We start from the raw sequence: 25587 nt of genomic DNA on the forward strand, positions 1-25587 counted from the left end.
TTATATAAGGGGAGTGCGGAAACCAATATTATTTTCGGAAAATTATGTAAATTCAAGCGGGATAACCCTGTAATCCCTTTACTGTCAAGGACAGGTAGACATTGACGAAAATGGGTCTCTTAATAAAGGGAGGAAACCCATTCACCACGACCTTCATTTGAGGTTTTGAAAACCCTTCATTGTACCTATTTAAAACCAGTCTCATATTTCTACTAAGGTCACATTCCGGTAGTCTTCAAAAGGAAAATAGCAAATGTATTGTTTATTGTATTTCATCTATCCGCTAATATGCCCATTAAGAACTCACAACCAAAAGTATACCAATATACCTCTTTGTCTATTCTAGCAGTCAAGATGCCCCTTACATAAGGACCTTTTACCGTCTTAACCAGTAGAGTCTGGTCGTTTCTTTTTCTGCATTTATATTTGCCATGAGGACATATCTTTCGATTGATGGTGTCAATGTTATCACACAAGAAGCATATGGACGGTTCCACTCACTTAGGAAAAGATAATCGCTAAGTTGGTTGTCATCCCGAACTGACTTCCGTATAATGTTTCGTTGTTTGTAAAATTATTTCCAACTTTACATAAAGGGAGATCTGATAGATTTGAAGAATCAGTCGTGGTTGTCACTTCAGTTCTTTGCGATATTTTTTACATGGGGGATTTTCATCCCTTACTGGACAGCGTGGTTAGTGGAGAGTAAGGAATTCTCCATTTCGGCTGCGAGTACTGTGATTGCCGTCGGGATGATTGCCCGTTCGTTTTCGAGCTTCTTCGTCTTTCCAAAATTGAGCCAGACGGTTTCATTGGGACGGTTATCAAGATGGATTGTATTGGTTTCAGGGGTAGCGTTGCTGATGTTTCTGCCTATGGATTCTTTCGGGATGGTGCTCGGGTGTATGGTGTTATTCAGCCTTGTGTATCCGATGCTGCTTCCGATGGTGGAAAGCATGGCGGCTGTGATGATGAAGGAAGATGGGATTGATTATGGCCGAAGTCGTTCCTGGGGATCGATCGGGTATACGACGGCACTGCTTGCGGTTGGATTTCTGACGTCGATTTTTACAGAGGGAGCCGTGATTTATCTTTTATTCGGTGGAATCGTAGTGATCCTGCTTTCCTCTCTTCTGAAACTGCCAAAGTCTATGAGCGGAACCCGTGGCCAGGAGAAGCTTTCTTACAGGAGACTTCTGAAGTCCCGTAAGTTTGTCTGGGCGATGGTGATCGTCGTCTTGATTCAGGGTGCACATGCTTCTTATTATAATTATGGCGTTCTTTACTTGAAGGAATTAGATGTGAGCGCCGTGTATATCGGCGTAATCTTGAACGTTGCTGTGTTGTCGGAAATCCTGTTCTTTTCTTTTTCAGACCGGTTGCTGAAAGGTAAGAGCATTTCCGTCATGTTTATAATAGCAGCAGGGGCTGCTGTGACGCGTTGGACTTTGTTGTTCCTCTTCCCCAGCACCCCTGTCTTCATCTTTACCCAACTTTTCCACTCTCTAACCTTCGGATTGACCCATTTTGCATTTATGCGGTTGGTTTATGAAGAATTGGAGAGCAAGGATATTCCAGCTGCCCAGGGTGTGTACACTTCCCTTGGAATGGGATTGAGTACCGCTGTGCTGACGTTTATCGGTGGCTTCTTGTATGATATCTCACCTGGTGCGGCTTTTATGGGAATGGCCATTGTTGTGGCGCCTTGTTTTGTGCTTGGTGGATGGATGTATTGGAAGTATGATCGTGGGGTTGAAGGTGTGTTTAATTATAAATAGGAAGCAGGGTGACGGTTCTTCTGCTTCCAAAGATGTAAATGGAGGAAGAGTACTGTCCCCCTCTCCCCCTACAACCCCCTCCTCACCCTCTTCACAAATTCCTTCACCCTCCGCGAAGGAACCTTGTCCTTCCGCCTGATCCACGCAAGATGAAGGGGTTCACTCCCCGCCCCTTCAATCTCCACCGGAATGATCGGTTGATTCGTATAAGGCGCACGGGTCCGGAACGAATAATCCATCCCAAGGGTCACCGCTACCCCGCTTTGAACCGCCCTCTTAATCGCTTCGGTATTATTCGTGGTAAAAAGAAGATCGATGGATCCAAACGGAGACAAGGTATCGTGGGCAAATTGTTTTATATAGTCATCGTTATATAGAACGAAGGTCTCCCCGATGAGCTGCTGTGGTGAAAGTTGGTCGAACGCGGCCAACGGGGAATGTTCGTGTACACCCGCCACCATCCTTCCTTCCATGAGCTCTTCCGCAACCAGTTCATGATGTTGCACACCGAAGGTTTCTGAAGTCAAAATCAATCCAATGTCCAGCTCGTTATTCTCGACCCCCTCGACAATTTTCACCGGACCCATCTCATGTATCTCTACCTTCACGTTCGGATAATCGCTTTTATACGCCGATACCATATCGATCAGAAGGTTGATGGGACCGGGGATAATGCCGATCTTCAACTCCCCGCCAAGCGTATCCGTGCACCGGTTCGCTTCTTCCTTCAGTTCCCCAATGGCAGCAAGAACATTGTCCACTTTTTTCATAATACTCTTCCCATCAGCTGTCAACTCTGTCCCCTGACGATTACGGGTAAAAATCTGTACTCCCAATTCCTGCTCCAGCTTGCTGATGGACTGGCTTACGGCTGACGCACTCACATGCAAATGCTCCGCCGCCTTCGTAATCGCCCCTGCCCTTGCCACCTCTGCCACATGCTCCAACTGTTCAATATTCAAGGTCCGTCCCTCCTTAAGTGTCGCTTAACTAAATGTTAGTTTTATTAAATTATAATAAATTTATGTGAATGTTAAAATTAATTTAGATGTAAAAATAAGGAGGAAATACACATGACGAAAAGAGTAGCGGTTATTACAGGCGGAGCAAGCGGAATTGGTAGAGAAACCTCTCTAAAGTTTGCCAATAAAGGTGATCGGGTTGTTGTCGCGGACTTCAATGAGGAGTTGGGGAATGAAACGGTCGAGATAATCCGTTCCGCGGGCGGCGAAGCCATCTTCATCAAAACGGATGTGTCCAACCACGAAGACGTAACAAGCTTAGTAGAAAAAACCGTTGAAGAATACGGAAGAATCGATATCATGTTCAACAATGCCGGAATCGGGTCGCCCACACCTGTACTCGATATGAACATGGATGCCTACCATCGGATCATCAATATCAACCAACACGGCGTGGCATACGGCATCATCGCAGCGGCTAAGAAGATGAAGGAGATGAACATCAAAGGTGTCATCATCAACACCACCTCTGTATTCGGGGTCTTGGCATCACCGAACACCTTCGCCTATCACGCCACAAAAGGAGCCGTCAACATGATGACCAAATCAGCGGCACTGGAACTGGCTCCATACGGAATCCGTGTAGTCGGCATCGCGCCGGGCGTCGTGGACACCCCGATCATCCAAGGCTATAAAGACCACGGCATCATTGATTCCATGAAAGCAAAAGTCATGGGGAACAAACTCACCCAGCCTAAACAACTGGCCAATGCCGTATATCTTCTCTCATTAGAAGAAGCAGACGCCATCAACGGCAGCGTCGTAATGGCCGATGAGGGGTATGCGTCGTTTAAATAATATAAACCGATAAAATCTAATTGCCCCCAATAAAAAAGCCTTTTCTTAAAAAAGAGAGGGCTTTCCCTTCACATACTATTTCTATATAAGCTTTGTTCCTTTGAGACACAACATCATCTAAACCTCCCTGGTTCCTAATTCTAACTTAGTCAATCGGAACCTTCGCAACCATCCCAGAGAAAAAGACGCAGACAAGTAGTCTGCGCCTTCAGCTCTTCTTTATTTAGAATCTTCCTCAAGTTTCCTTATTGCAAAAAATCAAGTCTGAACCGTCCCTAATGAGCATGCTGAAAATGGAAGCAAGAGAACCGTCCCTTTGCTACCCAGCAAGATCAGTTCTGAAATAGTGGCAGGGTTAGTTTCAATTGTAGGATGGGGTCAACTGAAATGGATAGTATATCTGGAAGTTCGTCTTCTGCGTGAGTTACGCCTCCAAATTGTGTGCTGGCTAGGATGATTCCTGTCATGAGTACGAATGCTAGTTTCTTTTTCATTTTATAAGTCCTCCCAATAGTGGATTTCAAATTTTCTTTTTATATATTCCAATGATTTTTGGTAATATTGTGCCGACAATTTATACTTTCTTGTTTCCAGAAGAGTGCTGGCCATCTTGATGCTGTATTTATAACAGTGCCTATAGTCATTGATCGATTCGAAATAGTCAATGGCCTCCTTGGCGAATTTTTCTTGGATGTATTGATTCTGATAAAGTTGTTTATAAAGTGTAAAGTGATAATAGTAGGCTTTGTAAGACTGATGCTTCTGATGGTTTTCCAGAAGGGTGAAGCCTTTATTAATCCAGTGAATAACCTTCTCCCGATTGTTTTGTTTCGAGTATTCTTTCACAATCGATAAGATGGAGATCAACTGCTTTTCTTCATTCTGTTTACTCTTCAGACTATAAACATAGTTTTCTATCGCTTGTTCAAAATGCCCCATACTGGAGTACAATGACCCAACATTTTGGTATATGACTCCTTTGTATTCGACTAAGTTGAATTTCTCAGAAATCGTTTCTGCATATTCAAACATTTCCAGGGCCTTCACAACATTCAGGCCTCTTTTGTATGCGATCCCAAGCGTGATATAACAATCAATTGCCCGGTTGAAGTGGAAGTGATCCCGGAAATATGTCAAAGCTAAGCTAGAATATTCAATCGCATTCGGTATCTGACTATCTGCGACAGAGGCAACTCCTAACATATAATAGAGGTCTGCAATCTCCCAATCTGCTATGACTGTTTCTTCCGTCTTTTTTAGTGCGTTCATCAGGTATTGGAAGGACGATTTATAATCCTTCTTCAAGTAATGGTATACTCCGTTATTCTTATAAAGGTAATACTGTTGTCTATCATTTAAACTGTCTTTCTCTTCATCCAGGTAAATAAGATAGTACTGTGCATATTGAAGGTCTGAATTCGCAAGGTAAAACCTGAGAACAGTTAAGATATAGTCATAGTACAGATTCTCAGACTCAAAGAGATATGAATCCCTCTCAACGGCTTCCAACTTATGCTTTATGGCATGAGGATCTTTTTGAAGAGTCATTTCCTTCAAGAATGAATCGAGATGAAGTATGTAACTTTCTTCATCATTTTGAGTTTTATAATTTGATAAGTCTAACCCCAGCCTTTCATATAAAAGGTTTATGACCTCCCCACTTGGATAAGTATGACCATTTTCAATTTTGCTTAAATAAGAAGTTGAGCATATGCCCCTCGCCAATGAAACTTGTTTCATTCCTTTTTTAATTCGTTCAAGCTTCAATAGCTTACCTGAATTTTTCATCTGCCTTACTCCTTATCTCTATTTCTATGATAAATTTCTTTCTATATAAAAAGTACCATCTTTTGATGGGAAACAAAATCTATAAATAGCTAATAATGTATATTATTCGTTATTTTTTTCCCAACTTATTGTAATGTTTTTCCACCAAATGCCATGATACGATAAATTCAGTTAAGATTTACAGAGTCATTCATCCTAGTTTTAGTAAGCCGTAATTCTTAACCTCACATTTCAAATCTCTCTACTTTTACAGGGAGGAAACCATGAAACAGTCAGGAGGTGAAACAATATGTCAGCATTAGGATTACTAGTATCTAAATTAGGATTATCTGAATCAGTAGCATTTGGTGTAGTGGCTGCTCTAACAACAGGAGGAGCGAGTTTAGTTGCTGCTCTTTATCCATTCTTAGCTCCATTCGTATTGACGTTAAGAGGAATTCTTGCAATCGCAGGAACAGGCGCAGTAATCGGTTACTAATCTAATAGTGGAGAAGGAGAATGATGATGTTTAATTTAGCAAATGTCCTAACAGGAAAATTAGTAGGAACCTTAGGTTTAGAGAGAGAATTTGCTGTTGCAGTAGCCGGCGTTATCGCTTCAGGCGGACTTACATATGCGATTATCGTATATCCGTTTCTGGCACCATTCATTGGTACGCTGCAAGGGGTTGTTGCGATCTTCGGAATCAGCGGTATTATCGGATTTTAATGAAAACAAGGGGGAAAAGCATGAAAGTGCTTTTCTCCTAATCAATTTTGGAGGATAAAATGAAGAAACGAGTTTATATACCGATTCTGGCCTTATCCATCGGACTTTTATATGGAATGTTTTCTTCTCAATTCCTGTTGGATCTGGATTTAAATCCAAAGAAGGTAGATTTGACATTCGGTTACATTTTTCAAAACAATGTCTCTATCATTTTATTTATGTTTTTAGGGATATTATCCTTTGGCTTTGTCACTCTGATCATTCTCTTGATCAATGGCGTGTCTGTAGGGATTCTGATAAGCGAGTTCATCAACACGGATATGGCTGGGTTTGTGTTTTGGAATACATTCCCCCATGGTTCAATCGAAGTTGTCGGTTTCTTACTTGCCGCAATTGGTGATATGTACATCATACGGTTTTTATGGGAATGGTTGCGAAAGTTCATTCTAAAACAGAACAATTCCTCACCATTATCATTCTCGGCTTTACAAAGAGGACTTTCGTTTAACGTGCTAGCCATTTGTCTGATTACGGTTGCCGCAGTAGTAGAAGTATACATCATATGAATATGGAGGGACCATCATGATTCAATACAACGATTTATGGCTTTATGGATTTTGGAGTCAACAAGCTTCAGAAGAGAAATTTATTGTCTACGGAATTAAAAAGCGCGTATTACTCTCTACAGTGATCTCTCAATTGATCCTTGTTTGTTTGTATTTATTTCTATTGCTCACCTATTCTTTTGAACAAACATCTTTTATTCTGGTTCTACTATTCGTTACCATGTTTATCTCCATTCTTATGATTCAGAGGAGCATTCAGTGGCTTCTTTATGACTCTTCTACCGGACAGATTAAGATTCTTTCCAGGGGTCTTAAGGCACCAGATGATATTAAAGGAACATTTACAATGAGCAAAAAAACATTTATAGAAAAGAGTGGTTTTCATGAAGAAGGTAAAAGGTAAAAATTTCTTATTCGTCTTAATCGGACTTTCACTCATCTCAGCTTTGCTGTTTGCGGTTGGGGCAAAGGAGTACTTTACTGTAGTGAATTCATATGCGGAACAGAATCAGGTGATACCTTTATCACAAATCCCTTTAACGATACAACTATCCGGCTGGTTTGCTCTGGGTTCTTTCCTATTCGGAATCGTACGGGTGTTTGCACTGAAACAATGGAAATATATTTTCTTAATCGTTTTCCTTTCTTATATCGGGGTATTCGTCTATTCCTTACTGGACTTAAGAAGAATGAGAGCCGTATAAGGAACCATGTGGACCTTAGTACGATATGAGTGCAGGAAACTGTCAGGTATTAAAATGCTTAGTGGAATATTGCTATGCTTGATTTTATTCTCCTCTTTACATTTGATTATATCGGAGAGAATTTCGATGGATAAATTGGAGGCAGCGACAGAGTCACAATCCATTGACGATCAGGAACTTATCACCGATGACCCTAAATATCAATCCATGCTCGAAGAACAAACACTGATCGAACAATTCAGAATGGAAAATAAGATAAAAGAACCAGTAAAGCTCTGGAAGTATGTGAATAACAATTTATTTGTGATGAATATCTTATCCATTTTAGGGATTTTCTGGGGAGCAAGCCTCTTTTCAAAGGAATTTAAATCCAATACAATTAAATCACTATTGGCCACCCCTTTTTCCAGAGGGGAGATCTATCTTTCTAAGTTCCTTGCACTGGGTTTGGTTGTATGCATGGGAACTCTGCTAACATATCTCGTCAGTTTTCTCATAGGGGCAGTGTATTACCAACCGTCTATTACTGAGCCTGGAAGCTTTTTAATTATGCGTGATGATGAAGTGGTGGAGTATTCTGCTTATACATATACCCTGTTCAGATATCTATTAAAAGGGCTTGAAATAATGGTTGTGTCTTATATAGCATTGACCATCTCCGTATTAGTGAGAGGTTTTATTTTATCCATCATAGTGTCATATCTTCTGTTCTTCATTGGGGACGCAGTTGTCCTTTATTTTACGGAAAGAGCTGAGTGGATTGATTATTCGCTGTTTGCCAACATTAATTACTCAAGCTATATGTCTGGATCAAGCTTTATGAACGGATCCAGTTTATCCACATCCTTGACGATTACAGTTTTGTACATCGCTGGTTTGTATGCAATCAGTTTAAAGCATCTGAACACGAAAGATATCGGAGCCATTTAGTGAAAATTAAATTCTTTGGGGAGTTTTTCAAGTGAACCATTTCTTACTTCTTAGAATCTATTTCAAAGGAGAGCTTAGAGCACAAGGCATGTATACCAAGAGTAAGATCGTCTTGGCGATGAACCTGTTTTTTTATGTTATGTTCACGTTATTTTCTTTCAATATGGGAAGGGACATCAGTGATGATTACATGACAAACCCCGGCAGCTACGAAAGTGTCATTTATACAGGAGCCATCATGACGATGTTCACCTTGATTCTCGTATATAATGCTCTAAGTATTAAAGAGCTTTTCGGAAGCTATTCAACTGAGGAGTACCATTTCTTATTCATGAAAGGGCTCGGTCCTTTTAAACAGAAACTGTTACTCTTTGGCATTTCTACCTTCAGAGCTCTCATTGTAGGTACTGTAATCGGAGCCCCCATGTTCCTGGCTTTTATCACGGAGGGACTTTTCACTGTCAAAAGTATGGCAGCCATTTTGCTTTTTCTGACGCTCATGAGTGCAATTGGATTCGCGGTCAACACATTTTTTCCTTCCATTAAGGTAACCAGCCTATTTCCAACACTGATTATCATTTATGTAGTGTGTTTTATGGCGATTACATTCATTTCTTATGAGTTGACGGTCTTCTACCGCGTCTTCTCTGTCATCCAGGAATTGTTTCACTTCATTAAAGGAGACGATTCACTTCTCGTTTACACTTTGGTGTTTATCTGTACGTCTATCATTTCAATCACTTCTCTTTATTGGTCCAATACCCAAAAAGTCGGAATGGGGATTCCTCTCAGTGCGAAACTGCTGAAGAAAGGAATATTATCCCGACAACCCAAACCAGTCATTCTTTCACTGATTTACTTACAATCATTCAACAAGCTTCTGATTGTGACGATCACGGGAATCAATCTATGTTTTCTGTTAATCATCCACGTTCAGAACCAATTTCTGAACAGTGTGCCAACTGTCAGCATGCTAAGTATGTATTTTCTCTATTTAATGTTTATCTCTGAAGTGAATAACAAACTCAAAGGGAACTCCTATGATTATTTCAATTCCCTGCCAATTCGATACTCTTTAAAACTTGTCACGAAGTATGTTTACCTGGCCGTCATCATATTCCCTGTTCCATTTATTGGGCTATCACTCTTACAATCTTTCCAGGTGATCCCTCTATTTGTCGTCAATTTCACTATCATTTTTCTCATGTTGGAATTCTCAATGCTTTATAAGGAGAAAATTCACCAATTGGCTGTATTACTGACTCTGAGCGCTTTACTTTTCGGATTTTTCATCGTCAGTTCCATGATAACTGAAACCATCGGTATGACATTTGGGTTGTATTTCTTATTTACGATCATCTCACTCGCCCTTCTACATATCCTGAAGGCTAAAACAACCATTCTTTGAAAGGAGGAGTTTCATGATTTCCATTAAAGGATTATACAAAAAGTATGCAAACCCCGTCATTCACGATCTTTCGCTGTCTGTGGAACCAAATACTTTTCTTCATATACAGGGGAAAAATGGGGCTGGGAAAACCACTTTACTCAAAATCATTGCAGGAATCGAATCGAAAGATCAAGGAATCATCCTTATTGATCAGTACAACCAGGATACCCAACTCTATCAATATATAAGCAGAGTGGGCTATTTATCTGACTCCCCTTTTCTATATCCTTACCTCACAGGGGATGAGCACTTGAAAATGGACCTTAACATTCGGAAATACCACGACGAGAAAAAGCCCTATCATCTTGCAGAAAAACTGGAGTTAACACAAGAACAATTAGCGCAACCTACGAAAACATATAGTAAAGGAATGAAGCAAAAACTGGCTTTCATCCTTGGTATCTACCATCATCCAACAGTGCTTCTCATGGATGAACCCTTTACAGGGATGGATCAGAAAAGCCTGGAGACGGCCATACATATTTCACATGAAATGATGAAAGGGAAAATTATCCTCTTTTCCTCTCATCAAGAAATGCTCAGCACTAAACTAAGCACCAGATCGATCGATTTAACAGAAATTCAGAGTTCACACGATAAAGTTAGGGAGGAATGAACGTGGAGTACGGAGTTGAAGTCATGAATGTCAGTAAAAAGATAAAAGATAAAAAAATCATCGATAATGTTTCGTTCTCTTCAAAAAAGGGGGAAGTATTGGGTCTCCTGGGACCCAATGGGGCCGGGAAGACAACCATTATTAAAATGATTGTCGGTCTTGCGAGAATGACAGAAGGGGATATTCTTATTGAAGGGCACTCCATTCAAAGGGACACCCGTAAAGCACTAGGGAAAATCGGTGCCATTGTAGAGACTCCAACCCATTACGAATATATGAGTGGGTATAATAATCTGAAATACTTCTCTAAACTCTATCCCGGTGTTCCGAAAGAAAGAATTGATGAAGTGGTAGAGTTACTCTCTTTAACAAAGTCCATTCATAAAAAAGTCCATACCTATTCCCTTGGTATGAAGCAACGGTTAGGTCTCGCCCGTTCTATCCTTCACCGGCCATCCATCCTGATTCTCGATGAACCAACAAACGGATTAGATCCGATGGGAATCAGAGAGTTAAGACAATATGTGAAAGAACTTGCTCACAAACACCATATCTCAGTCATCGTCTCAAGTCACTTACTGACGGAGATGGAACTTCTTTGTGACCGGGTGGTGATGATTAATGAAGGGCGGTTGTTGAAACAAAATGCCATTAACCATTACTCTTTTAGTATAGACAGTCAACAAAGACACCTCCTGGATTATTACGTAGACGACGCGGAAACAGCGGCCAGGATTATTGCGGAAAAAATGCCGGAGCTTCAACCCATTACAGTGAAATCAATTCATCATTTTCAAGGAGTATGTTCAAATGAACAAGCAGCCGTTTTATCCAAGTCTCTGATCATGAATGGGATTCGGGTGTTTCGGATAGAAAGTGTTGAAAGCAGCTTGGAAGACGAATTCATGAAAATCAATGAACAGGGTGTCCATCAATATGCCGTTAATTACTAGCGAACTCTTCAAATTAATAAAAGACAAAATGACCTTTTACCTTTTAGGGATGATTCCACTGATCACTCTATTGTTTGTATACTTCATGAAGACAAGCAGCATAGTCAATATGACAGATTCCTTCGGTCCCTGCATTGCCTTTATGAATATATTCGTCATCATGATTGCTTCCCGATTGGTTGCTTTGGAATATGAAAGAGAAACCATCAAGGCCCTTTTTATGCAGCCTAATGCAAGGATCACCATTATCTACTCGAAATATATTGCGTTGATTCTATTTACCGTCGCTTCCTACCTCCTGTTCTCAGGAACGCTATGGGTCACGGATATGGCAGTTGACTCCCTTTATATTTCGTTTGAATGGGGTATCCTGCTTAAGTGGATTGAAACCTTCATCATAGGATCCGGAGCTTTCATTCTGTCGATCATCTTCAGGAGCTCAGCCATCTCTCTTACATGTTCCCTCCTGATCTTACTCGTTGGGAAGAAAACCATGTCATTCATCTCTCAGTATACGGAGGCCGGGAACTACTCCCTCATTCTGAATCAAGATTTAACCGTCTACACCCAAACCGTTCCTTCCCCGGACCTCCTTCCCTTGTCACTGGCAATAACCATCATCCTTCTTCATCTGGCACTGTACAACCTGGCGCTCATTTTCATTACTAAGAAAAGGGATGTGTGAAGGGAAGCAGGGGGACGGTTCTTCTGCTTCCCCCAAAATAAAAAGGAAGCAAGAGAACCGTCCCCTTGCTTACCCTAACTCTTCCGATACTTATCCTCAATAATCATATAATTTTCATGATTGATCTTATCCCACTCTGTCTTCTTATAATTAAGTCCTTTGAGGATCCTATTGATCCACTCAGGATCATATTCCCTGAAGCGTACTGATTTTGCCCAAGCCTTCATTTCCTTATGCTCCGGATGCTTCTCATCACGATAGGCTTTAAGAAATTCATAGAAACCCTGCATCCCGCCTACATCTTCAGGTGGAGATGTCTCTGCTCCGTCAAGAAGGGTTGGATAGCCAAAGTAGTAATCGTCGACAATCTTCTCAAGCTTAATGGTGAACTGCCAACCATCACCGAAATCATAGGCATACCGGACCTCTCCATACTTCTCCAGATACTCATCGATCTTTAATCCAGTGGGTTTCCGCACTTCGATCTTCAGTCTCTCCAGGGCATTCTTTTCAAATTCCAGCATTTCAGACGGAACCGATTTTAGCCTTTCCTCATATGCCGCCTTGTTTTTCTTATAGTGCTGATGTTCAAGATAAGCTTCTTCATGGTCCGTGACAATCTTATGATCTTTCGTGAGGTCGAACTCATAGAGGTGATAACCATCATAAGGATAACCACTTCGAAAATTCGTCACGTTCTGGATAACGTCGTGAAGCCTTCTATATGTCGCTCCCGCTGGCATGATGACTCTTCTCCATATTAATGGATCCGACTCTTCTAATTCGATTTTGACAATGTAGGATTTCAATTTGGATTCCCTCCTAATGAGTAGTTGATGAGAGAAAGACAGTGTCTCCTCCTCGTTTTTTCTTTCCAGAGAACGTGTGCTCTGCTCCTCGACCTGCTCCCCCATAAAACTGCTAAAGAAGTCCCTTCTTCAACCTTTTTGACTCCTAACTATTATCTAAACACTTGTATACATATACGAAGAGCATAATACCAGTAATCCCTATGGTTAATCAATCGTTTGTTTAAAAAGACGCGGACTGTTCTCTTGGCTCACCTTTGGACCTATTAGTAAAGTAAAACAATCCGCGCGTTTGGATTTACGAAGCGCCAAGTGAGGGATGCCATTATTCGATCCGCCACTTTACATCCTGATTTCATATTTTCATGCACCCTTTTGGTCTATTCAAGTTATTAATAGGTTGAAAAGTGAAAAAGGACACCCCGCGGATAATTTTTTTTAAAAACTCTCAATCTCATAAAGATTATCGATATTCTCTAACGGGTATATTTGCTTATAGAAGAATAGAAGAATATAGAAAGGATGGTTCTGTGCTAACAACGATTTCGTGGATTTTTCTGGGGATAGGATTATTGTCTTCCCTGATCATATTAGTGGATGTGTTCAAGCATCCGCAGAAGATGAAGATTATGAATGTGGTCTGGCCGATCAACGGGTGGTTCTTCGGACCGATTGCTCTTTGGACATACTATAGGTGGGGTCGGGTGAAGGCGAAGAATTTAGAAAAGGAAGACAACCGCGGCCATGCCGCGAAAGTATTCGTCTCCACCAGCCACTGCTCGGCAGGTTGTTCGTTCGGTGACGCGGTCGGTGTTCCGATCGTCGCCATGACTGGGCTAACTATTGCTGGTTCTACCTTATTCGCACATTATACCGTGGAATTTATACTTGCCTATTTATTCGGCGTCATCTTTCAATTCTACTCGATTTATCCAATGAATAAGGAGGATGGAAAACTCAACGCCTTCAAACAGGCAATCAAAGCCGATTCCCTTTCCCTCATCGCGTTTGAAGTGGGGATGTTCGGATGGATGGCCGTTGTTCATTATCTGCTGTTCACGGAGCCACCAAAACCGACCGAACCTTCGTATTGGTTCATGATGCAGATTGCGATGATATTAGGGTTTCTGACAAGTTACCCGGCGAATCAGTGGTTGATTAAGAAGGGGTTGAAGGAAGCGATGTAGGAGCAGGGTACGTTTTTCCTGCTTCTTTTTTGCGCCTCTTTCTCTACACTTTAAAAAGGCAGCCCAAATATTCTGGTGATTGTATCATGAGACAGGCAAAAGATTGAAATTGAATAGGAAAATATAGTTATATTTTGAATAAATTATGATACAATACTAAAGTACTATAACTAAAGGAGGAGAAATGTAGAGTGAAAGCACGATTACAAAACGAAGCGGGAGTTACAAAAGAAGTGAAGATTGGATTCAGCTGGACGACTTTCTTTTTTGGGTTTTTCCCTGCCCTTATTAGAGGAGATTTAAAGTGGGCTGCCATTATGTTCATTACAGCTGCAATTGTCGGTGCCTTTACATTTGGATTTGGTGCGTGGATACCAGGAATCATATTCTCATTTGTATATAATAAAATCTTTATAAAAGATCTACTTGAAAAAGGATACCGACCTGCTGATGAAACCACTAGAAGTGAACTACAATCCAGAGGAATCATTTCCGGTTTGTCAAAAGCAGTTTAATAGAGATCTTCATGATCTTTCGTTCCTATTGCCGCTCCGTTTTTTCTGGAGTGGTATTTTTATGGCTCATTTTTTAATCATGTATAACATTACAACGCTTACTTTAAAAATAACCACTAAATATGTATAAAGAGGAGAAGTCACTTTGAAATTTTGCACTTCATGCGGAAAAAAAATAGAAGGAAACACCCCCCACTGTACCAGCTGTGGGGCAAATATAAGCGGGAAAGAAACACTTACTAAAAAAGAAACCAGCATCTCTTCCTTTTCAACACTAACCTTAAAAACAAAAATCATCATCGGAGCAGCTCTTCTTTTCTTCATTGCCTGTATATCGCTATATAAAGTAGGCGACTCCCTAACGGATAAATCAAACCTGATGGCTGATTTCGAGGAAAACTTAGAAACAGGCAATATTGATGAATTAACCCGTATTCTTGATTCGAGAAAAGATTCTGAAAAGGTTACAAAGAAAAATGTTCAGGCCCTTCTTACCTATTTAAAAGAAAACCCGGATCAAAAAGATGCCTTGATAACACAATTACATAGCAGTGTAGAAATGGCTGATGCCCATACAGTTAAAGCCAATGATGATTTTGAGTCTCCCAACCAGCTGATCACCTTTGAAAAAAGAGGAAAGAAGTTTCTGATCTACGATAATTATGATTTCATCATGGAGTCGACCCCCATGACGGTTTATACCAATTACGATGACGTTCGTTATTACGTCAACGGAAAAGAAATCAAACCCCTATCCAGAGAGGGCGATAGTGTCAATTTCGGGACATTCATACCTGGAGCATATAAAGTCAAGGCAGTCCTTACCTCTGATTTCATGGAGTTGGAAAAGGAAGTTGATATTCAACATGTCGGACAAACGGACACAGATCTTTTCTTCGACATCGACTATACAACGGTCCATACGAATAGTGAAGGTGCCTCCGTTTGGGTGAACGGAAAGGACACAGGGATGAAGACCACAAAAGACAACACCGCCGAAATCGGCCCGGTTCTTACAGATGGTTCCATGAAGGTGCAAGTAAAGAAAGACATGGCTTTCGGAGCGATCCAATCCGATACCCTGGCCATTGATGACAATGTACTGGAGGCGCCATTGAAGTTGAGCGACAAACAAAAGGATCAGGTCGTGGCAGGGCTGAAACAATACTTCCTCAACCTTTCCAAAGCCCTTGCCTATCAAGATGAAAAGTACCTTAAAGAGGAATCCAACGAAGTACCATCCTTTGTTTCTTCTTCCTTTCAAGAGTTAACGGGGGATGACTGGAAAACATTCGGATACATTACAGACCTGGAAGTGGATTTAAAATCCCTATATCTGGAGGAAGAGGACGGTGAATGGATGGCCACTCTGCCGATCCACGCAGAATGGATGAAAGACTATGTGTATTCAGGAGATCCCCTATCACTGTCAGAAGAGAGGGATGTGAGTAACTACTCTTTAAGCTATTCAGCAAAAAGTAAAAAATGGAGTGTCGCCTCTTGGTCATCCGTCTGGAATTTTGATGAAAGCAACGCTAAAAAGATTGATATTGATAAAGGCGCACTGAAGAAGCAAATGGAGACTGCGCCTGCCTATAGTAATATTTCTCAAAAACAAGTCAGCGATGATGTGGAGTCCTTTGTTGAATCCTTTATATCTAATGGCGTTCAAGCATATAACAATCGTGACTTTTCAATTCTATCAGATGATATAGACTCCTCTTCCGCCTATTCAAAAACGGTTAAAGATTATATCGACCACCTTGAGAAAAAAGGAATAACCGAGGATCTCGTCAACGTTGACATCGAGAAAGTCGAACCATTGGAAAATGGCTCTTACTACGTTTATACAACGGAAGAATACAATATTTATTACAATGACAACTCAGGGAAATACAAGGCATTTGAAGGCAAGTACAAAATAACTTCTACAGATGATGGCTTGAAGATGTATGATCTGGTATCCACTGAAGAAGTAGATAGTAGGGATCTGTAAGCAAGCATGGAAGGCAACGGGACGGCTCTGAAGTTTCCTCATAATAAAAAGAAGCACGGGAACCGTCCCCGTGCTTCTTTTTAGGATAATAAATGAATTCAAACTTAATGGTTATCAATCTGAATCAGTCTACTAAAACCCTATATTCACCAAAGAACCAATCTCATCCATAAACTCCATCACACTCGTGCGAATCACCAGGTAAGTAATGAACATAGATAACGCAGACGCTCCCGCAGCCAAGTATACCTTGTTAACTGACGATTGATATTTCATTGCTCTATCGTACACAACTATTGCCGGCATGATGACAATCGCATAAAGAAGTGAGACCCCTGTCAGAATAAGTGTCAATTGAACTGAACCCATTAAGCCAGTAAGAATCGCTACTATATTCAATGAAGCAAATGGAACGAGAACGCCACCGAAGTGAGCCAGCAACTCTTTCAGAGAAAACCCTTGAGACATCAATTTCCCTGCCAGAAACACACTAATCAGCGCTCCCACAATAAAAATCAGGGAAAACATAAAGAGGGATGATGTAAGATGGAAAAACGGCAAAGATTGTGTTCCCATCCCATCCTCAGAGAACATACTTCCAAGTCCACCGAACATCGCTTTAAATAATTTATTCACCAAAAAATAGATGCTTAGTGAGAAAGCTATGACAAAAAGGCCAATCGTAATAAGTCCATTAACAAACTGGTGATCTCCACCCTCTAATGCTACAGAAGGTTTTTTCAGAACTTGTAACGCATAATTCCAGTATTTAGATACATTTTCCTTAGCCTTCGTCACACTTTCATTTACTTGAACCGGCTCTCTTGTAACTGTCTCCGAGGCGGCAGCAACTTCTTCGTAAGCACTTGGCTGATGGTTATTTTCAGTCTCCATTAAACCGGCTCCACATTTTCCGCAGAACTTACCAGAGTCCTGTTCATTCAAACATTTCGTGCATTTCATCATTTTGTTCCCTCCACTATATCTCATTTCGTTCGGTATCATGAATATCAATTTTCTTAATTTTAAACGATGAATCTTCTTTTATGATGGTATATATTTTCTCACGATCATATGTAGTCTGTTCTCCGAGATGATTGGTGAAAATGAAACTCTCGTTTGTGGTAATTTCAAATGTGCCCTCTTCGGCCTCTTGAGAATTCAAGATTGTATTGTCTCTGAAATCATAGGAGTAATCCTTATCCTGCAAATCTCCTATATACTCAACCAATTCCTCTTCTGCTAAACTTCCGGAAAGCAGGTAGGAAGAAATCAACGTATAGTCCCGAGTATTCAAAGCCTGTTCATATGAATCCCTGAAATCGAGAACAAACTGATTGGCTTCTTCCATAGTAATTGATGAGTCCGCAGATAGGTTATCGTTGTCCTCTGCAAATAAGAAAGAAAGACTTCCCCATGACCCTTGATCTTGTGTGACCTCATCACTCTTTAAAGTCTTCCCATCTGCTTGCGACAATTCCGCAAACATGGTCACTTCCTTATCTTCCGGAAATGGCCCAAGATACTCCAGCTCTTGCAGCGTCTTCTTCGTGCTTTTCCCATTTATAAATAAGACTGCTTCAGGGAAATTGGTATCAATCGCATATGTATCCCCGTTAAAGTCAAGATTATGCTTAGAGTCACCAGATTTCGTCGGTTTCACTTCGATATCATCTTCTATGGAAAATTCTCCGTAGAGATTAGCGGCATCGGCTTTTACCGGATACGTGCCAGGATAGGCTTTACCCACCTCAAAAGGTTCACTGCTGTCTTTCACACTCACCGTTTTATTACCAATCTTAAACGTGGCGGGTTCCATATTCGTCGTAATGAAGACTTGATTGGGAACCGCTTCAATGTCATACGTTTCATAAAGACCCAAAATGGATTGTCTCTCTACTTTGAATACATCATGACCGCGTTGATCCTTAACAAAAGCATCAAATTTCAGATCACTCTCTGTAATGGAAACCAATTGTTCCCTCATACCTTCCCAATCCAAGGTCTTTATATAAGAAAAATACTGTTTCTTATTTAATAATGAATCTTTATCAAACGTTATGTATTCAAGGAAGCCTTCTTCACTATTACCCGTCATGGCACTGTCCATTGATTGAATATTTTTCATAGGATCATAAATTGAGGATAGTATCATATGAGTGCTAATCAGACCTACGACTAAAATACCCGCAATGGACAGAGATACCTTCTTCTTCTTAGACATTGGAGTCTTAGGAACCCTCTTGATCGACTCCTCTTTTGTCACCTCCCTCCTTGCTCCACAACTTTCACAAAAAGCCGGGTTATTCTTTAGTGATTTTCCACATGCTGTACAATAACTCAAATTTCGTCCCCCTTCTTAAAAACTTCCTTCACCTTGAAGCAGATTTTATTATATCACTATACGCTTCCTTTTTTGGGTATTATTTACTATATAAAATGGTTCATTATACCTATTTTTGATAATATATAAGCTTTACAGGTTAAAACAATTTCCCCTTAAAGACGCAAAAGAAAAAAAGAGCACTCTTTTCTACTAAAGTAGAAAGAATGCTCTTGAGAAATACCACACTATCCTATAAAAAATTGTTTCCTTATGCCCCTGCTTTTACTGTTTCTTTCCATGTTCCATTCTCATCTTGCCACTTGATAATCATCGTCCCACCTTGACCACTCATATAAAATGTTTGACTCGGGTTTGCAAGTATTTCACCTGAAGTCCCTCCACCAGCCATTCGGTACTCAACATACACTTTGAAGTCGTTGTTGTTCGTTATTCTCCATACTCTATCTCCTTCTTTAATATCAAGGTCAGGGTGAGCAGCTTTAAACTCTGGAGATTGGCCATCTTGAATGTAGGTCAAGTTAAGATTCTTAACTACTAATTCAGCATCGAACACTTCTGGTTCCGCTACAGGTACAACAGCATCCAGCTCATCTTGGGTCATTGGTTGAGCATCAGCAGTGGCTTCTTCAACCTCAGTAGATTTTGCTTCCAATTCAGCAACTTTACTATTAGCTTTATCCACCTCATCATTTGCGCGGTTCGCTTCTGCTTTCAATTCATCATTCTCAGCTACCAGAGCATTGTAATTTTCGAGAAGAGTATCGTACTCCGATTGAAGAGCTGCAAGCTTTCCTTCCAAGTCAGAAATAGCTTGTTTTAAACTGGTAATCTCAGCATCTCTTTCTGCAATTGTTTTGTTCGCTTCTTCCAGGTCTGTAGTCAGCTGGTCTCTTTCAGCAATCAAAGCATCTCTTTCTGCGGTCATCTTTGAAAGTTCCTTGATTTTGAGGCTTTTCTCTGCTTCGAGGTCATTAATCTTATTTTTAGCCTCTACAATCTTTCCATTTGCAAAGGTCAATTTATTTTTAGCATCCTCTTTCAGCATGCCGAATTTTTCGAATAGAGAAGTTTCAGAAGCTTCATATTGAACAATTTTATCTTTCATTGAATCCAACTGGCTTTTTACGTTGTCGATTGTGCCTGCTCCATTAAATGTAAGGCCAACCGCCCCTAATGTTACTGTACCTGCTAATACTCCTGCTACTACTTTTGTACTCAATACTCCAAATGCCATCTTTTCCATTCCTCCTGTGTTTTCATTCATATTTAGTTCGTTTAAAAACCTCATTTAGTTCTTTATAACGAACTTACAACCCAAGTATATGACAAAAGACACAGGTTGAAAAACTCGAAATTTAGTAAAAAATTCGTTAAAAAGAACTATTTTCGCCTTTTTACTCTTTAAAACTCAGTGTTACTTACTTTTTTTACATTTTATACCTATTTTTTATTCATTATTACGAACACTCGATTTATTTCAACTGTAAAGAAGACATACCAGCCAAGACTCGAAAGCCCTTAGTAGAAAAAAATTCCGGCTTCATATAAAAGAGTCCTTTATCACCTGCGTTATTCACTGATCATCAAATTCAACGAAAATTCAAGACATGGAACTGATTAAGAAAAGAGATGGAAGTGTAATTCATCCGATTCTAAATCAAGGCAGTAGAAATTCTAATGATCTTTAGGAACGAGCATTTTTTCTTTTGAAAGGGGCCCTTTTAATAGTGTGGTAAAAGACTGGTGGATTCCTGTGGACCCACGATGTTTTCTAAAACCTATTAAACAACCTTTTACCTTCACAAAAACCGTAAATGCAACGTTCCTATCAGATAATCAAATGTTTGTTTAACTGATAGCGAAGCCACATCTGATCACTCCAGAGCAATGGGGACCGTTCTGACGCTTCCCAATCAATTAAAAGCACAAGAACCGCCCCCTGCTCCCCCATTGCAACCACTCATTATATACAATACAATTCATTATATATAACCTCACAAATCTAATTGCCACAAAGGACTGTGGTAAATGTCAAAACCAACAAAAATGAATACGCTTGTCTCCCTCAAGGATGAAGTAAAAAAAAAACTTTCAGAGGATAATATTATGCTGAAGCTCAAACCCGGCGACCGGATTGCGGAAACGGAAGTGAAAAAAAACTTGGTATCAGTCAGGTGCCTGTACAGGAAGCACTTAGGGCCTGGAGGAAGAAGGGCTCATTCATTCAATCAAGTATAGGGGTGCCTTTGTGACGAATATCAATCCCTATTGTTACATTTACTCCTAGTTTGATTGAATGATTACTATAATGGCAGAAGGAGAGATACATATGACTAATAACTTATTTGATTTGACCGGCAAGGTAGCCGCCATTACAGGGGCTACACGTGGAATCGGCCGGTCCATGGCAGTGGCTCTGGCAGAGGCTGGAGCGGATATTGCTTTACTTCAGAGGAATCCAGAGCAGACGGATGTAAAAGAAGAAATCGAACAGCTTGGTAGAAAATGCTCTATTATTCCATGCGATCTTGAAAAGGAAGAAGAAGTGAAATCCGCTATTCCCGGTGTGATTTCGACCTTTGGGCAGATTGATATATTAGTCAACAATGCTGGCATTCAACGTCGTTCGCCTTCTGTTGAGTTCCCTGAGTCGGATTGGGATGATGTGCTGAATATCAATCTAAAAGTGGTCTGGCTATTATGTCAGGAGGCAGGTCGTCACATGGTGGCACAAGGTGGAGGCAAAATCATCAATACCGCCTCCCTTCTATCATTCCAAGGAGGATTGACCGTTCCGGCGTATGCAGCAGCCAAAGGCGGTGTGGCACAACTGACGAAAGCCCTCTCGAATGAATGGGCAAAAGAGGGCGTCAATGTGAACGCAATTGTTCCAGGTTATATCGCTACTGATATGAATACGGCCTTAATTGATGATTCTATCAGAAGCAAACAGATCCTTGATCGGATTCCAGCCGATCGATGGGGAAATCCGGATGACTTTAAGGGGACCGTTGTTTATTTAGCTTCGGAGGCTTCAAAGTATGTTCATGGGCATTTGTTGGCTGTTGACGGGGGATGGCTTGGGAGATAGGTTTCAATAGAAGCATAGGAACGGTTCTCCTGCTTCCAATAAGCAGCAAAAGAACCGTCCCCCCGCTTCCTTAAACCGTACCAAATGTCAGTTTGGTGATAGATTTGTAAGGCTCCCCTTTTTCGATTACGGTGGTTTGGAACTGGGGATGGTGGATGGCATCGGGTATTCCTTGTGTCTCCAGGCACAAACCCAGATAGCTTTGCGACTTTGTCCCTCTGATTTCAAAATCTTCCTCGAGTTGATTTCCTGTGTAAAGAACCACTGCAGGCTGATTTGTTTCCATACGCAACGTCCGGCCGCTTTCATGTTCGGTCAAGTGGATTTGTTCTTCCCCTTTTTCCAATAAAAAGGGATGATCATATCCGTTCCCTGCCAGCTGGTTTTGAGTATGAGCGGATTCAATGCCATCCTGGATCTTCCGGCCGGTCCGGAAATCAAAGTCCGTTCCCGCTACATCGACTGCTTCTCCTGTCGGGATCAAGGATTCGTTTAAAGCAAGGAATTGATTGCTTTTGAGGATCAGTTCATGCTGCTCGATCGTCGTTTTTGCATTCCCACTTAAATTGAAATAAGTATGGTTTGTCATGTTCAGAATCGTCCGCTTATCAGAGACCGCCTCATAGGAAAAAAATAGTTCGTTCTTCTCTGTCAGTGTATACATAACCTTCACTTCTACGTTACCAGGGTATCCTTCCTCCCCATCCTTACTCAGGAGATGGTAGATCAGGCTGAGTGAACCCTTCCCTTCCTGTACTTCCACATCCCAGATTGATTTATCAAATCCTGTACTGCCTCCGTGGAGATGGTTCCCATCATCATTCTGGGCCAACGGATAGGCGATGCCATCCAACGTAAAACGTCCTCCCGCAATTCGGCCGGCATGGCGTCCGATGACCGCTCCAAAATAGGGGGAATGAAGGTCATACTCTTCAAGTGTATCAAAGCCCAGTACGATATTTTCTCGTTTGCCGTTACGATCCGGCGCAATGATCTTAGTGATGATACATCCATAATTGATGCTTGTTACTTCCATACCCGATGAATTCCTAATGGTATGGGCGAGGATCTTCTTTCCTTCCCGTTCACCAAATTCCGAGATTGCTAGATTCATTGCCGTCTCTCCTCCATTCAATACTTCCACTGTTCAGGAAAATAGCTTACAGAATTTCTGAAAGGCTTCCCTTCCCTTGTGATTCCTTTTGAATACACCGGCATCTTCCAGGATCCGCTGGAACTTGCTTCCTAATTCTTGTCGAAGAACGGCACGGACATTTTCTCCATGAAGTCCCGCTCCATAACGTGCTTTGATGTCGTCTGCCCACTCTTGGTGATATTCCTTTAGTCCATTCTCTTCTCCGATTAAGTACTTTTCCATTTCTTCAAGCTCTGATTTCAGTCTTGCAGGCAGCACGGCGAGTCCCATCACTTCAATCAACCCAATGTTTTCTTTCTTGAGATGATGGACATCACTGTGAGGATGGAAGATCCCCATTGGGTGTTCCTCGCTTGTCCGATTATTTCGCAACACTAGATCAAGCTCGTAATCCTCGCCGTTTCGCCTGGCAATCGGTGTAATAGTATTATGTGGTGTCCCATCTGTAAATGCCAGGATATCCACCTCTTCATCGGAATAGCCTTGCCACTCGTGCAGGACCCGACTTGCGGCATCCACCAGACTGTCAGGGTTGCCAGAACGGAGCCTTATGACCGACATCGGCCATTTGACAGTGGCCGCAGCGACGTCCGGATGATCACGCAATTCGAAAGCGAACTCTTCCTGTGCTTTCTCCATTGCAAATTGATAGTTTCCTCCCTGGTAATGGTCATGGGACAGGATTGATCCACCGACAATGGGAAGATCAGCGTTCGAGCCCAAGAAGTAATGTGGAAACATATGCACAAAGTCAAGCAAACGGCGGAATGCTTCAGGTGTCACCTTCATATTCCGATGTTCCTTTGACAGGGCGATGCAATGCTCGTTGTAGTACACGTAAGGCGAGTATTGAAGATACCATGGCTCTTGTCCGAGTGTCATACCTATCACCCGGTGATTGGATCGTGCCGGGTGTCCGATTCTTCCCTCATACCCTTCGTTTTCAGGACATAGCAGACATTTCGGATAGGTCACATAGTGTTTCCTTTCCCTTTCCAAAGCGATCTGGCGAGGGTCTTTCTCCGGTTTTGAGAGATTGATGGTAATGTCCAAATCCCCATACATCGTTTCTGTTTTATAATTGATATTCTTAGCGATATTCTTTGTTTGTATATAGTTGCTGTTCTGACTCAACTGGTAGAAGTAATCGGTTGCACATTTCGGATCCTCTTCATAGTACTCATAGAAACGTCTGTTGACATCCGACGGCCTTTGAATGAGGACATTCATCAATTTGCTCGAGAGAATGTCTTTTTCTGCATCCAGTTCGCCAACGATATGATGGTCCTCAGCATACTGCAGGATCATTTCGAGCAGATCCGGAATTCGGACATCCACTGATCCTTCCACCTTTTCAGGAAAATCGGCAAGATTCAATAAGGAAAGCAGCTGATTTCGGGCATACATTTCGTCACACTCTTCTATTAGTCCAAGATCTATTCCTCGGTTCAGGAGAGTTTGAATCATTGAATAAATATCCACCTTGTCCACTCCTCCCTTACTTTTTATACCCTGCCGGATTGGCCACATGCCACTTCCACGCATCTTCAACAATTTGGTGTATGTTATTTCTGGATGGATTCCATCCAAGCACACGTTTCGCTTTTTCCGATGAGGCCACAAGTATCGCGGGATCTCCCGCACGCCTTTGATCAATCACTTGAGGGATCGGATGACCCGTTACCTCCCGTACACTATGGATGATTTCGAATACCGAGTACCCTTTGCTGCTTCCGAGGTTAAAGACATCGCTTTCCCCACCATTTTGCAAGTATTTCAATGCCAGGATATGTGCTTCGATCAGGTCTTCCACGTGGATATAGTCCCTGATGCATGTCCCATCTGCTGTAGGATAATCATTCCCGAAGACGGAGATATGTTCACGCTTTCCAAGGGCAACTTGGAGAATGACGGGGATGAGATGGGTTTCCGGCGTATGATCTTCACCGATCTCCCCTGATTTCCTGGCACCCGCTACATTGAAATAGCGGAGAGCAACATACTTCATACCATAAGCCCGGTCGCACCATTTCATCATTTTCTCCATGGTCAGCTTGGTTTCCCCATAGGCATTGGTTGGAATCGTTGGCAATTCTTCTGTGATCGGAACGACATCCTGGTCACCGTAAGTTGCAGCCGTGGAAGAGAAGACGATATGTTTCACTCCATACTCCTTCATGACTTCAAGCAATACTTGTGTACCATACACATTGTTATCAAAATATTCGAGTGGTTTCTCCATGGATTCCCCAACCAAAGAATTGGCTGCAAAGTGAAGGACCCCATCTATCTTTTCTTTTTTGAAAACATTTCTTAAAAACTCTTTATCTTTGATATCACCCTGATAGAATTCAGCCTCAGGGTGAACTGCGTCTTCATGTCCGGTTTGCAGATTATCCATGACAACCACGTTATATCCTTCGTCAATCAGCTGATAAACGGCATGCGAACCGATATAACCGGCTCCTCCCAATACTAATATGCTCAT

Annotated in this window: 27 protein-coding genes; 17 read left to right on the forward strand and 10 right to left on the reverse strand. The window is 41.4% G+C overall.

Translation table 11 applies throughout. The features are described from left to right. Window positions 1-611: 611 nt before the first annotated feature. A complete protein-coding gene (locus P8596_RS22040; RefSeq protein WP_279725151.1) occupies window positions 612-1778 on the forward strand; it encodes an MFS transporter in 1167 nt (388 codons plus the stop codon). A 68-nt stretch (window positions 1779-1846) separates the two neighbouring features. On the opposite strand, the gene P8596_RS22045 is transcribed toward P8596_RS22040, so the two are convergent. Continuing rightward, the gene (locus tag P8596_RS22045) at window positions 1847-2740 is read right to left on the reverse strand and encodes a LysR family transcriptional regulator (protein ID WP_279725153.1); all 894 of its coding nucleotides are present in this window, start codon (window positions 2738-2740) and stop codon (window positions 1847-1849) included. A 111-nt stretch (window positions 2741-2851) separates the two neighbouring features. On the opposite strand from P8596_RS22045, the gene P8596_RS22050 reads away from it, so the two are divergent. After that, window positions 2852-3598, forward strand: coding sequence for an SDR family NAD(P)-dependent oxidoreductase (locus tag P8596_RS22050; RefSeq protein WP_034765428.1), 747 nt, complete (start codon window positions 2852-2854; stop codon window positions 3596-3598). A 332-nt stretch (window positions 3599-3930) separates the two neighbouring features. Here the strand turns inward: P8596_RS22050 and P8596_RS22055 are convergent, their stop codons facing one another. Both P8596_RS22055 and P8596_RS22060 read right to left on the reverse strand, forming a co-directional pair. Then, the gene (locus tag P8596_RS22055) at window positions 3931-4092 is read right to left on the reverse strand and encodes a hypothetical protein (RefSeq protein ID WP_159362977.1); all 162 of its coding nucleotides are present in this window, start codon (window positions 4090-4092) and stop codon (window positions 3931-3933) included. 1 nt (window position 4093) lies between these two features. Further along, entirely contained in the window at window positions 4094-5386 is a 1293-nt protein-coding gene (locus P8596_RS22060; protein WP_279725154.1) for a helix-turn-helix domain-containing protein, read from the reverse strand. 289 nt (window positions 5387-5675) lie between these two features. On the opposite strand from P8596_RS22060, the gene P8596_RS22065 reads away from it, so the two are divergent. From P8596_RS22065 to P8596_RS22110, 10 genes are read left to right on the forward strand one after another with little or no spacing between them, the layout of a single operon-like run. Next, window positions 5676-5864, forward strand: a complete 189-nt coding sequence (locus P8596_RS22065; protein ID WP_159362979.1) for a hypothetical protein — start codon at window positions 5676-5678, stop codon at window positions 5862-5864. A 20-nt stretch (window positions 5865-5884) separates the two neighbouring features. After that, a complete protein-coding gene (locus P8596_RS22070; RefSeq protein WP_252189246.1) occupies window positions 5885-6094 on the forward strand; it encodes a hypothetical protein in 210 nt (69 codons plus the stop codon). Window positions 6095-6153: 59 nt separating this feature from the next. After that, window positions 6154-6660, forward strand: a complete 507-nt coding sequence (locus P8596_RS22075; protein ID WP_279725155.1) for a stage II sporulation protein M — start codon at window positions 6154-6156, stop codon at window positions 6658-6660. A gap of 16 nt (window positions 6661-6676) precedes the next feature. Then, a complete protein-coding gene (locus tag P8596_RS22080; RefSeq protein ID WP_159362981.1) occupies window positions 6677-7063 on the forward strand; it encodes a hypothetical protein in 387 nt (128 codons plus the stop codon). After that, complete coding sequence (locus P8596_RS22085) at window positions 7044-7364, forward strand: hypothetical protein (RefSeq protein WP_279725156.1); 321 nt, start codon at window positions 7044-7046, stop codon at window positions 7362-7364. The genes P8596_RS22080 and P8596_RS22085 overlap by 20 nt, the downstream gene beginning before the upstream one ends. Before the next feature lie 54 nt (window positions 7365-7418). Continuing rightward, on the forward strand, window positions 7419-8294 hold the full coding sequence (locus tag P8596_RS22090) for an ABC transporter permease (RefSeq protein ID WP_481900312.1): 876 nt from the start codon (window positions 7419-7421) through the stop codon (window positions 8292-8294). Between the two features lie 31 nt (window positions 8295-8325). Continuing rightward, window positions 8326-9702 (forward strand): hypothetical protein, encoded by a 1377-nt coding sequence (locus P8596_RS22095; protein ID WP_279725160.1) that lies wholly within the window; start codon window positions 8326-8328, stop codon window positions 9700-9702. Window positions 9703-9715: 13 nt separating this feature from the next. Further along, window positions 9716-10360, forward strand: coding sequence for an ATP-binding cassette domain-containing protein (locus P8596_RS22100; protein ID WP_279725161.1), 645 nt, complete (start codon window positions 9716-9718; stop codon window positions 10358-10360). Then, window positions 10357-11313 carry an ABC transporter ATP-binding protein gene (locus tag P8596_RS22105; protein WP_481900313.1) on the forward strand — a complete coding sequence of 319 codons (957 nt, stop codon included), beginning with the start codon at window positions 10357-10359 and terminating at the stop codon, window positions 11311-11313. The genes P8596_RS22100 and P8596_RS22105 overlap by 4 nt, the downstream gene beginning before the upstream one ends. Continuing rightward, on the forward strand, window positions 11297-11998 hold the full coding sequence (locus P8596_RS22110) for a DUF2705 family protein (RefSeq protein ID WP_279725163.1): 702 nt from the start codon (window positions 11297-11299) through the stop codon (window positions 11996-11998). The genes P8596_RS22105 and P8596_RS22110 overlap by 17 nt, the downstream gene beginning before the upstream one ends. A gap of 74 nt (window positions 11999-12072) precedes the next feature. Here the strand turns inward: P8596_RS22110 and P8596_RS22115 are convergent, their stop codons facing one another. After that, entirely contained in the window at window positions 12073-12807 is a 735-nt protein-coding gene (locus tag P8596_RS22115; RefSeq protein ID WP_279725164.1) for a plasmid pRiA4b ORF-3 family protein, read from the reverse strand. A 530-nt stretch (window positions 12808-13337) separates the two neighbouring features. On the opposite strand from P8596_RS22115, the gene P8596_RS22120 reads away from it, so the two are divergent. From P8596_RS22120 to P8596_RS22130, 3 genes are all read left to right on the forward strand, one after another. Beyond that, the gene (locus P8596_RS22120; protein ID WP_279725165.1) at window positions 13338-13994 is read left to right on the forward strand and encodes a DUF4396 domain-containing protein; all 657 of its coding nucleotides are present in this window, start codon (window positions 13338-13340) and stop codon (window positions 13992-13994) included. 191 nt (window positions 13995-14185) lie between these two features. Continuing rightward, on the forward strand, window positions 14186-14509 hold the full coding sequence (locus P8596_RS22125) for a DUF2628 domain-containing protein (protein ID WP_159362990.1): 324 nt from the start codon (window positions 14186-14188) through the stop codon (window positions 14507-14509). Between the two features lie 145 nt (window positions 14510-14654). Further along, complete coding sequence (locus tag P8596_RS22130; RefSeq protein ID WP_279725167.1) at window positions 14655-16505, forward strand: zinc ribbon domain-containing protein; 1851 nt, start codon at window positions 14655-14657, stop codon at window positions 16503-16505. Window positions 16506-16637: 132 nt separating this feature from the next. Here the strand turns inward: P8596_RS22130 and P8596_RS22135 are convergent, their stop codons facing one another. From P8596_RS22135 to P8596_RS22145, 3 genes are all read right to left on the reverse strand, one after another. Next, window positions 16638-17471 carry a DUF6574 domain-containing protein gene (locus P8596_RS22135; RefSeq protein ID WP_279725168.1) on the reverse strand — a complete coding sequence of 278 codons (834 nt, stop codon included), beginning with the start codon at window positions 17469-17471 and terminating at the stop codon, window positions 16638-16640. A 13-nt stretch (window positions 17472-17484) separates the two neighbouring features. Beyond that, entirely contained in the window at window positions 17485-18849 is a 1365-nt protein-coding gene (locus P8596_RS22140) for a TcaA NTF2-like domain-containing protein (RefSeq protein ID WP_279725169.1), read from the reverse strand. 250 nt (window positions 18850-19099) lie between these two features. Next, window positions 19100-20086: a hypothetical protein gene (locus P8596_RS22145; protein WP_279725170.1), complete on the reverse strand. Its 987-nt coding sequence runs from the start codon at window positions 20084-20086 to the stop codon at window positions 19100-19102. A 794-nt stretch (window positions 20087-20880) separates the two neighbouring features. Between P8596_RS22145 and P8596_RS22150 the strand changes: the two genes are divergently transcribed. Together P8596_RS22150 and P8596_RS22155 are read left to right on the forward strand one after the other, a co-directional pair. Further along, on the forward strand, window positions 20881-21090 hold the full coding sequence (locus tag P8596_RS22150; protein ID WP_279725171.1) for a hypothetical protein: 210 nt from the start codon (window positions 20881-20883) through the stop codon (window positions 21088-21090). Between the two features lie 91 nt (window positions 21091-21181). Next, entirely contained in the window at window positions 21182-21943 is a 762-nt protein-coding gene (locus P8596_RS22155) for an SDR family oxidoreductase (protein ID WP_279725172.1), read from the forward strand. 70 nt (window positions 21944-22013) lie between these two features. Here the strand turns inward: P8596_RS22155 and P8596_RS22160 are convergent, their stop codons facing one another. The 3 genes from P8596_RS22160 to galE are packed head-to-tail and all read right to left on the reverse strand — an operon-like array spanning window position 22014 to window position 25587. After that, a complete protein-coding gene (locus P8596_RS22160; RefSeq protein WP_279725173.1) occupies window positions 22014-23057 on the reverse strand; it encodes an aldose epimerase family protein in 1044 nt (347 codons plus the stop codon). A gap of 33 nt (window positions 23058-23090) precedes the next feature. Beyond that, window positions 23091-24581 (reverse strand): UDP-glucose--hexose-1-phosphate uridylyltransferase, encoded by a 1491-nt coding sequence (gene galT / locus P8596_RS22165; RefSeq protein ID WP_279725174.1) that lies wholly within the window; start codon window positions 24579-24581, stop codon window positions 23091-23093. 16 nt (window positions 24582-24597) lie between these two features. Then, window positions 24598-25587 carry a UDP-glucose 4-epimerase GalE gene (galE, locus tag P8596_RS22170; RefSeq protein WP_279725175.1) on the reverse strand — a complete coding sequence of 330 codons (990 nt, stop codon included), beginning with the start codon at window positions 25585-25587 and terminating at the stop codon, window positions 24598-24600.

Origin of the sequence: Rossellomorea sp. DA94 (assembly GCF_029834455.1) — a bacterium.
Classification (GTDB): Bacteria; Bacillota; Bacilli; order Bacillales; family Bacillaceae_B; genus Rossellomorea; species Rossellomorea vietnamensis.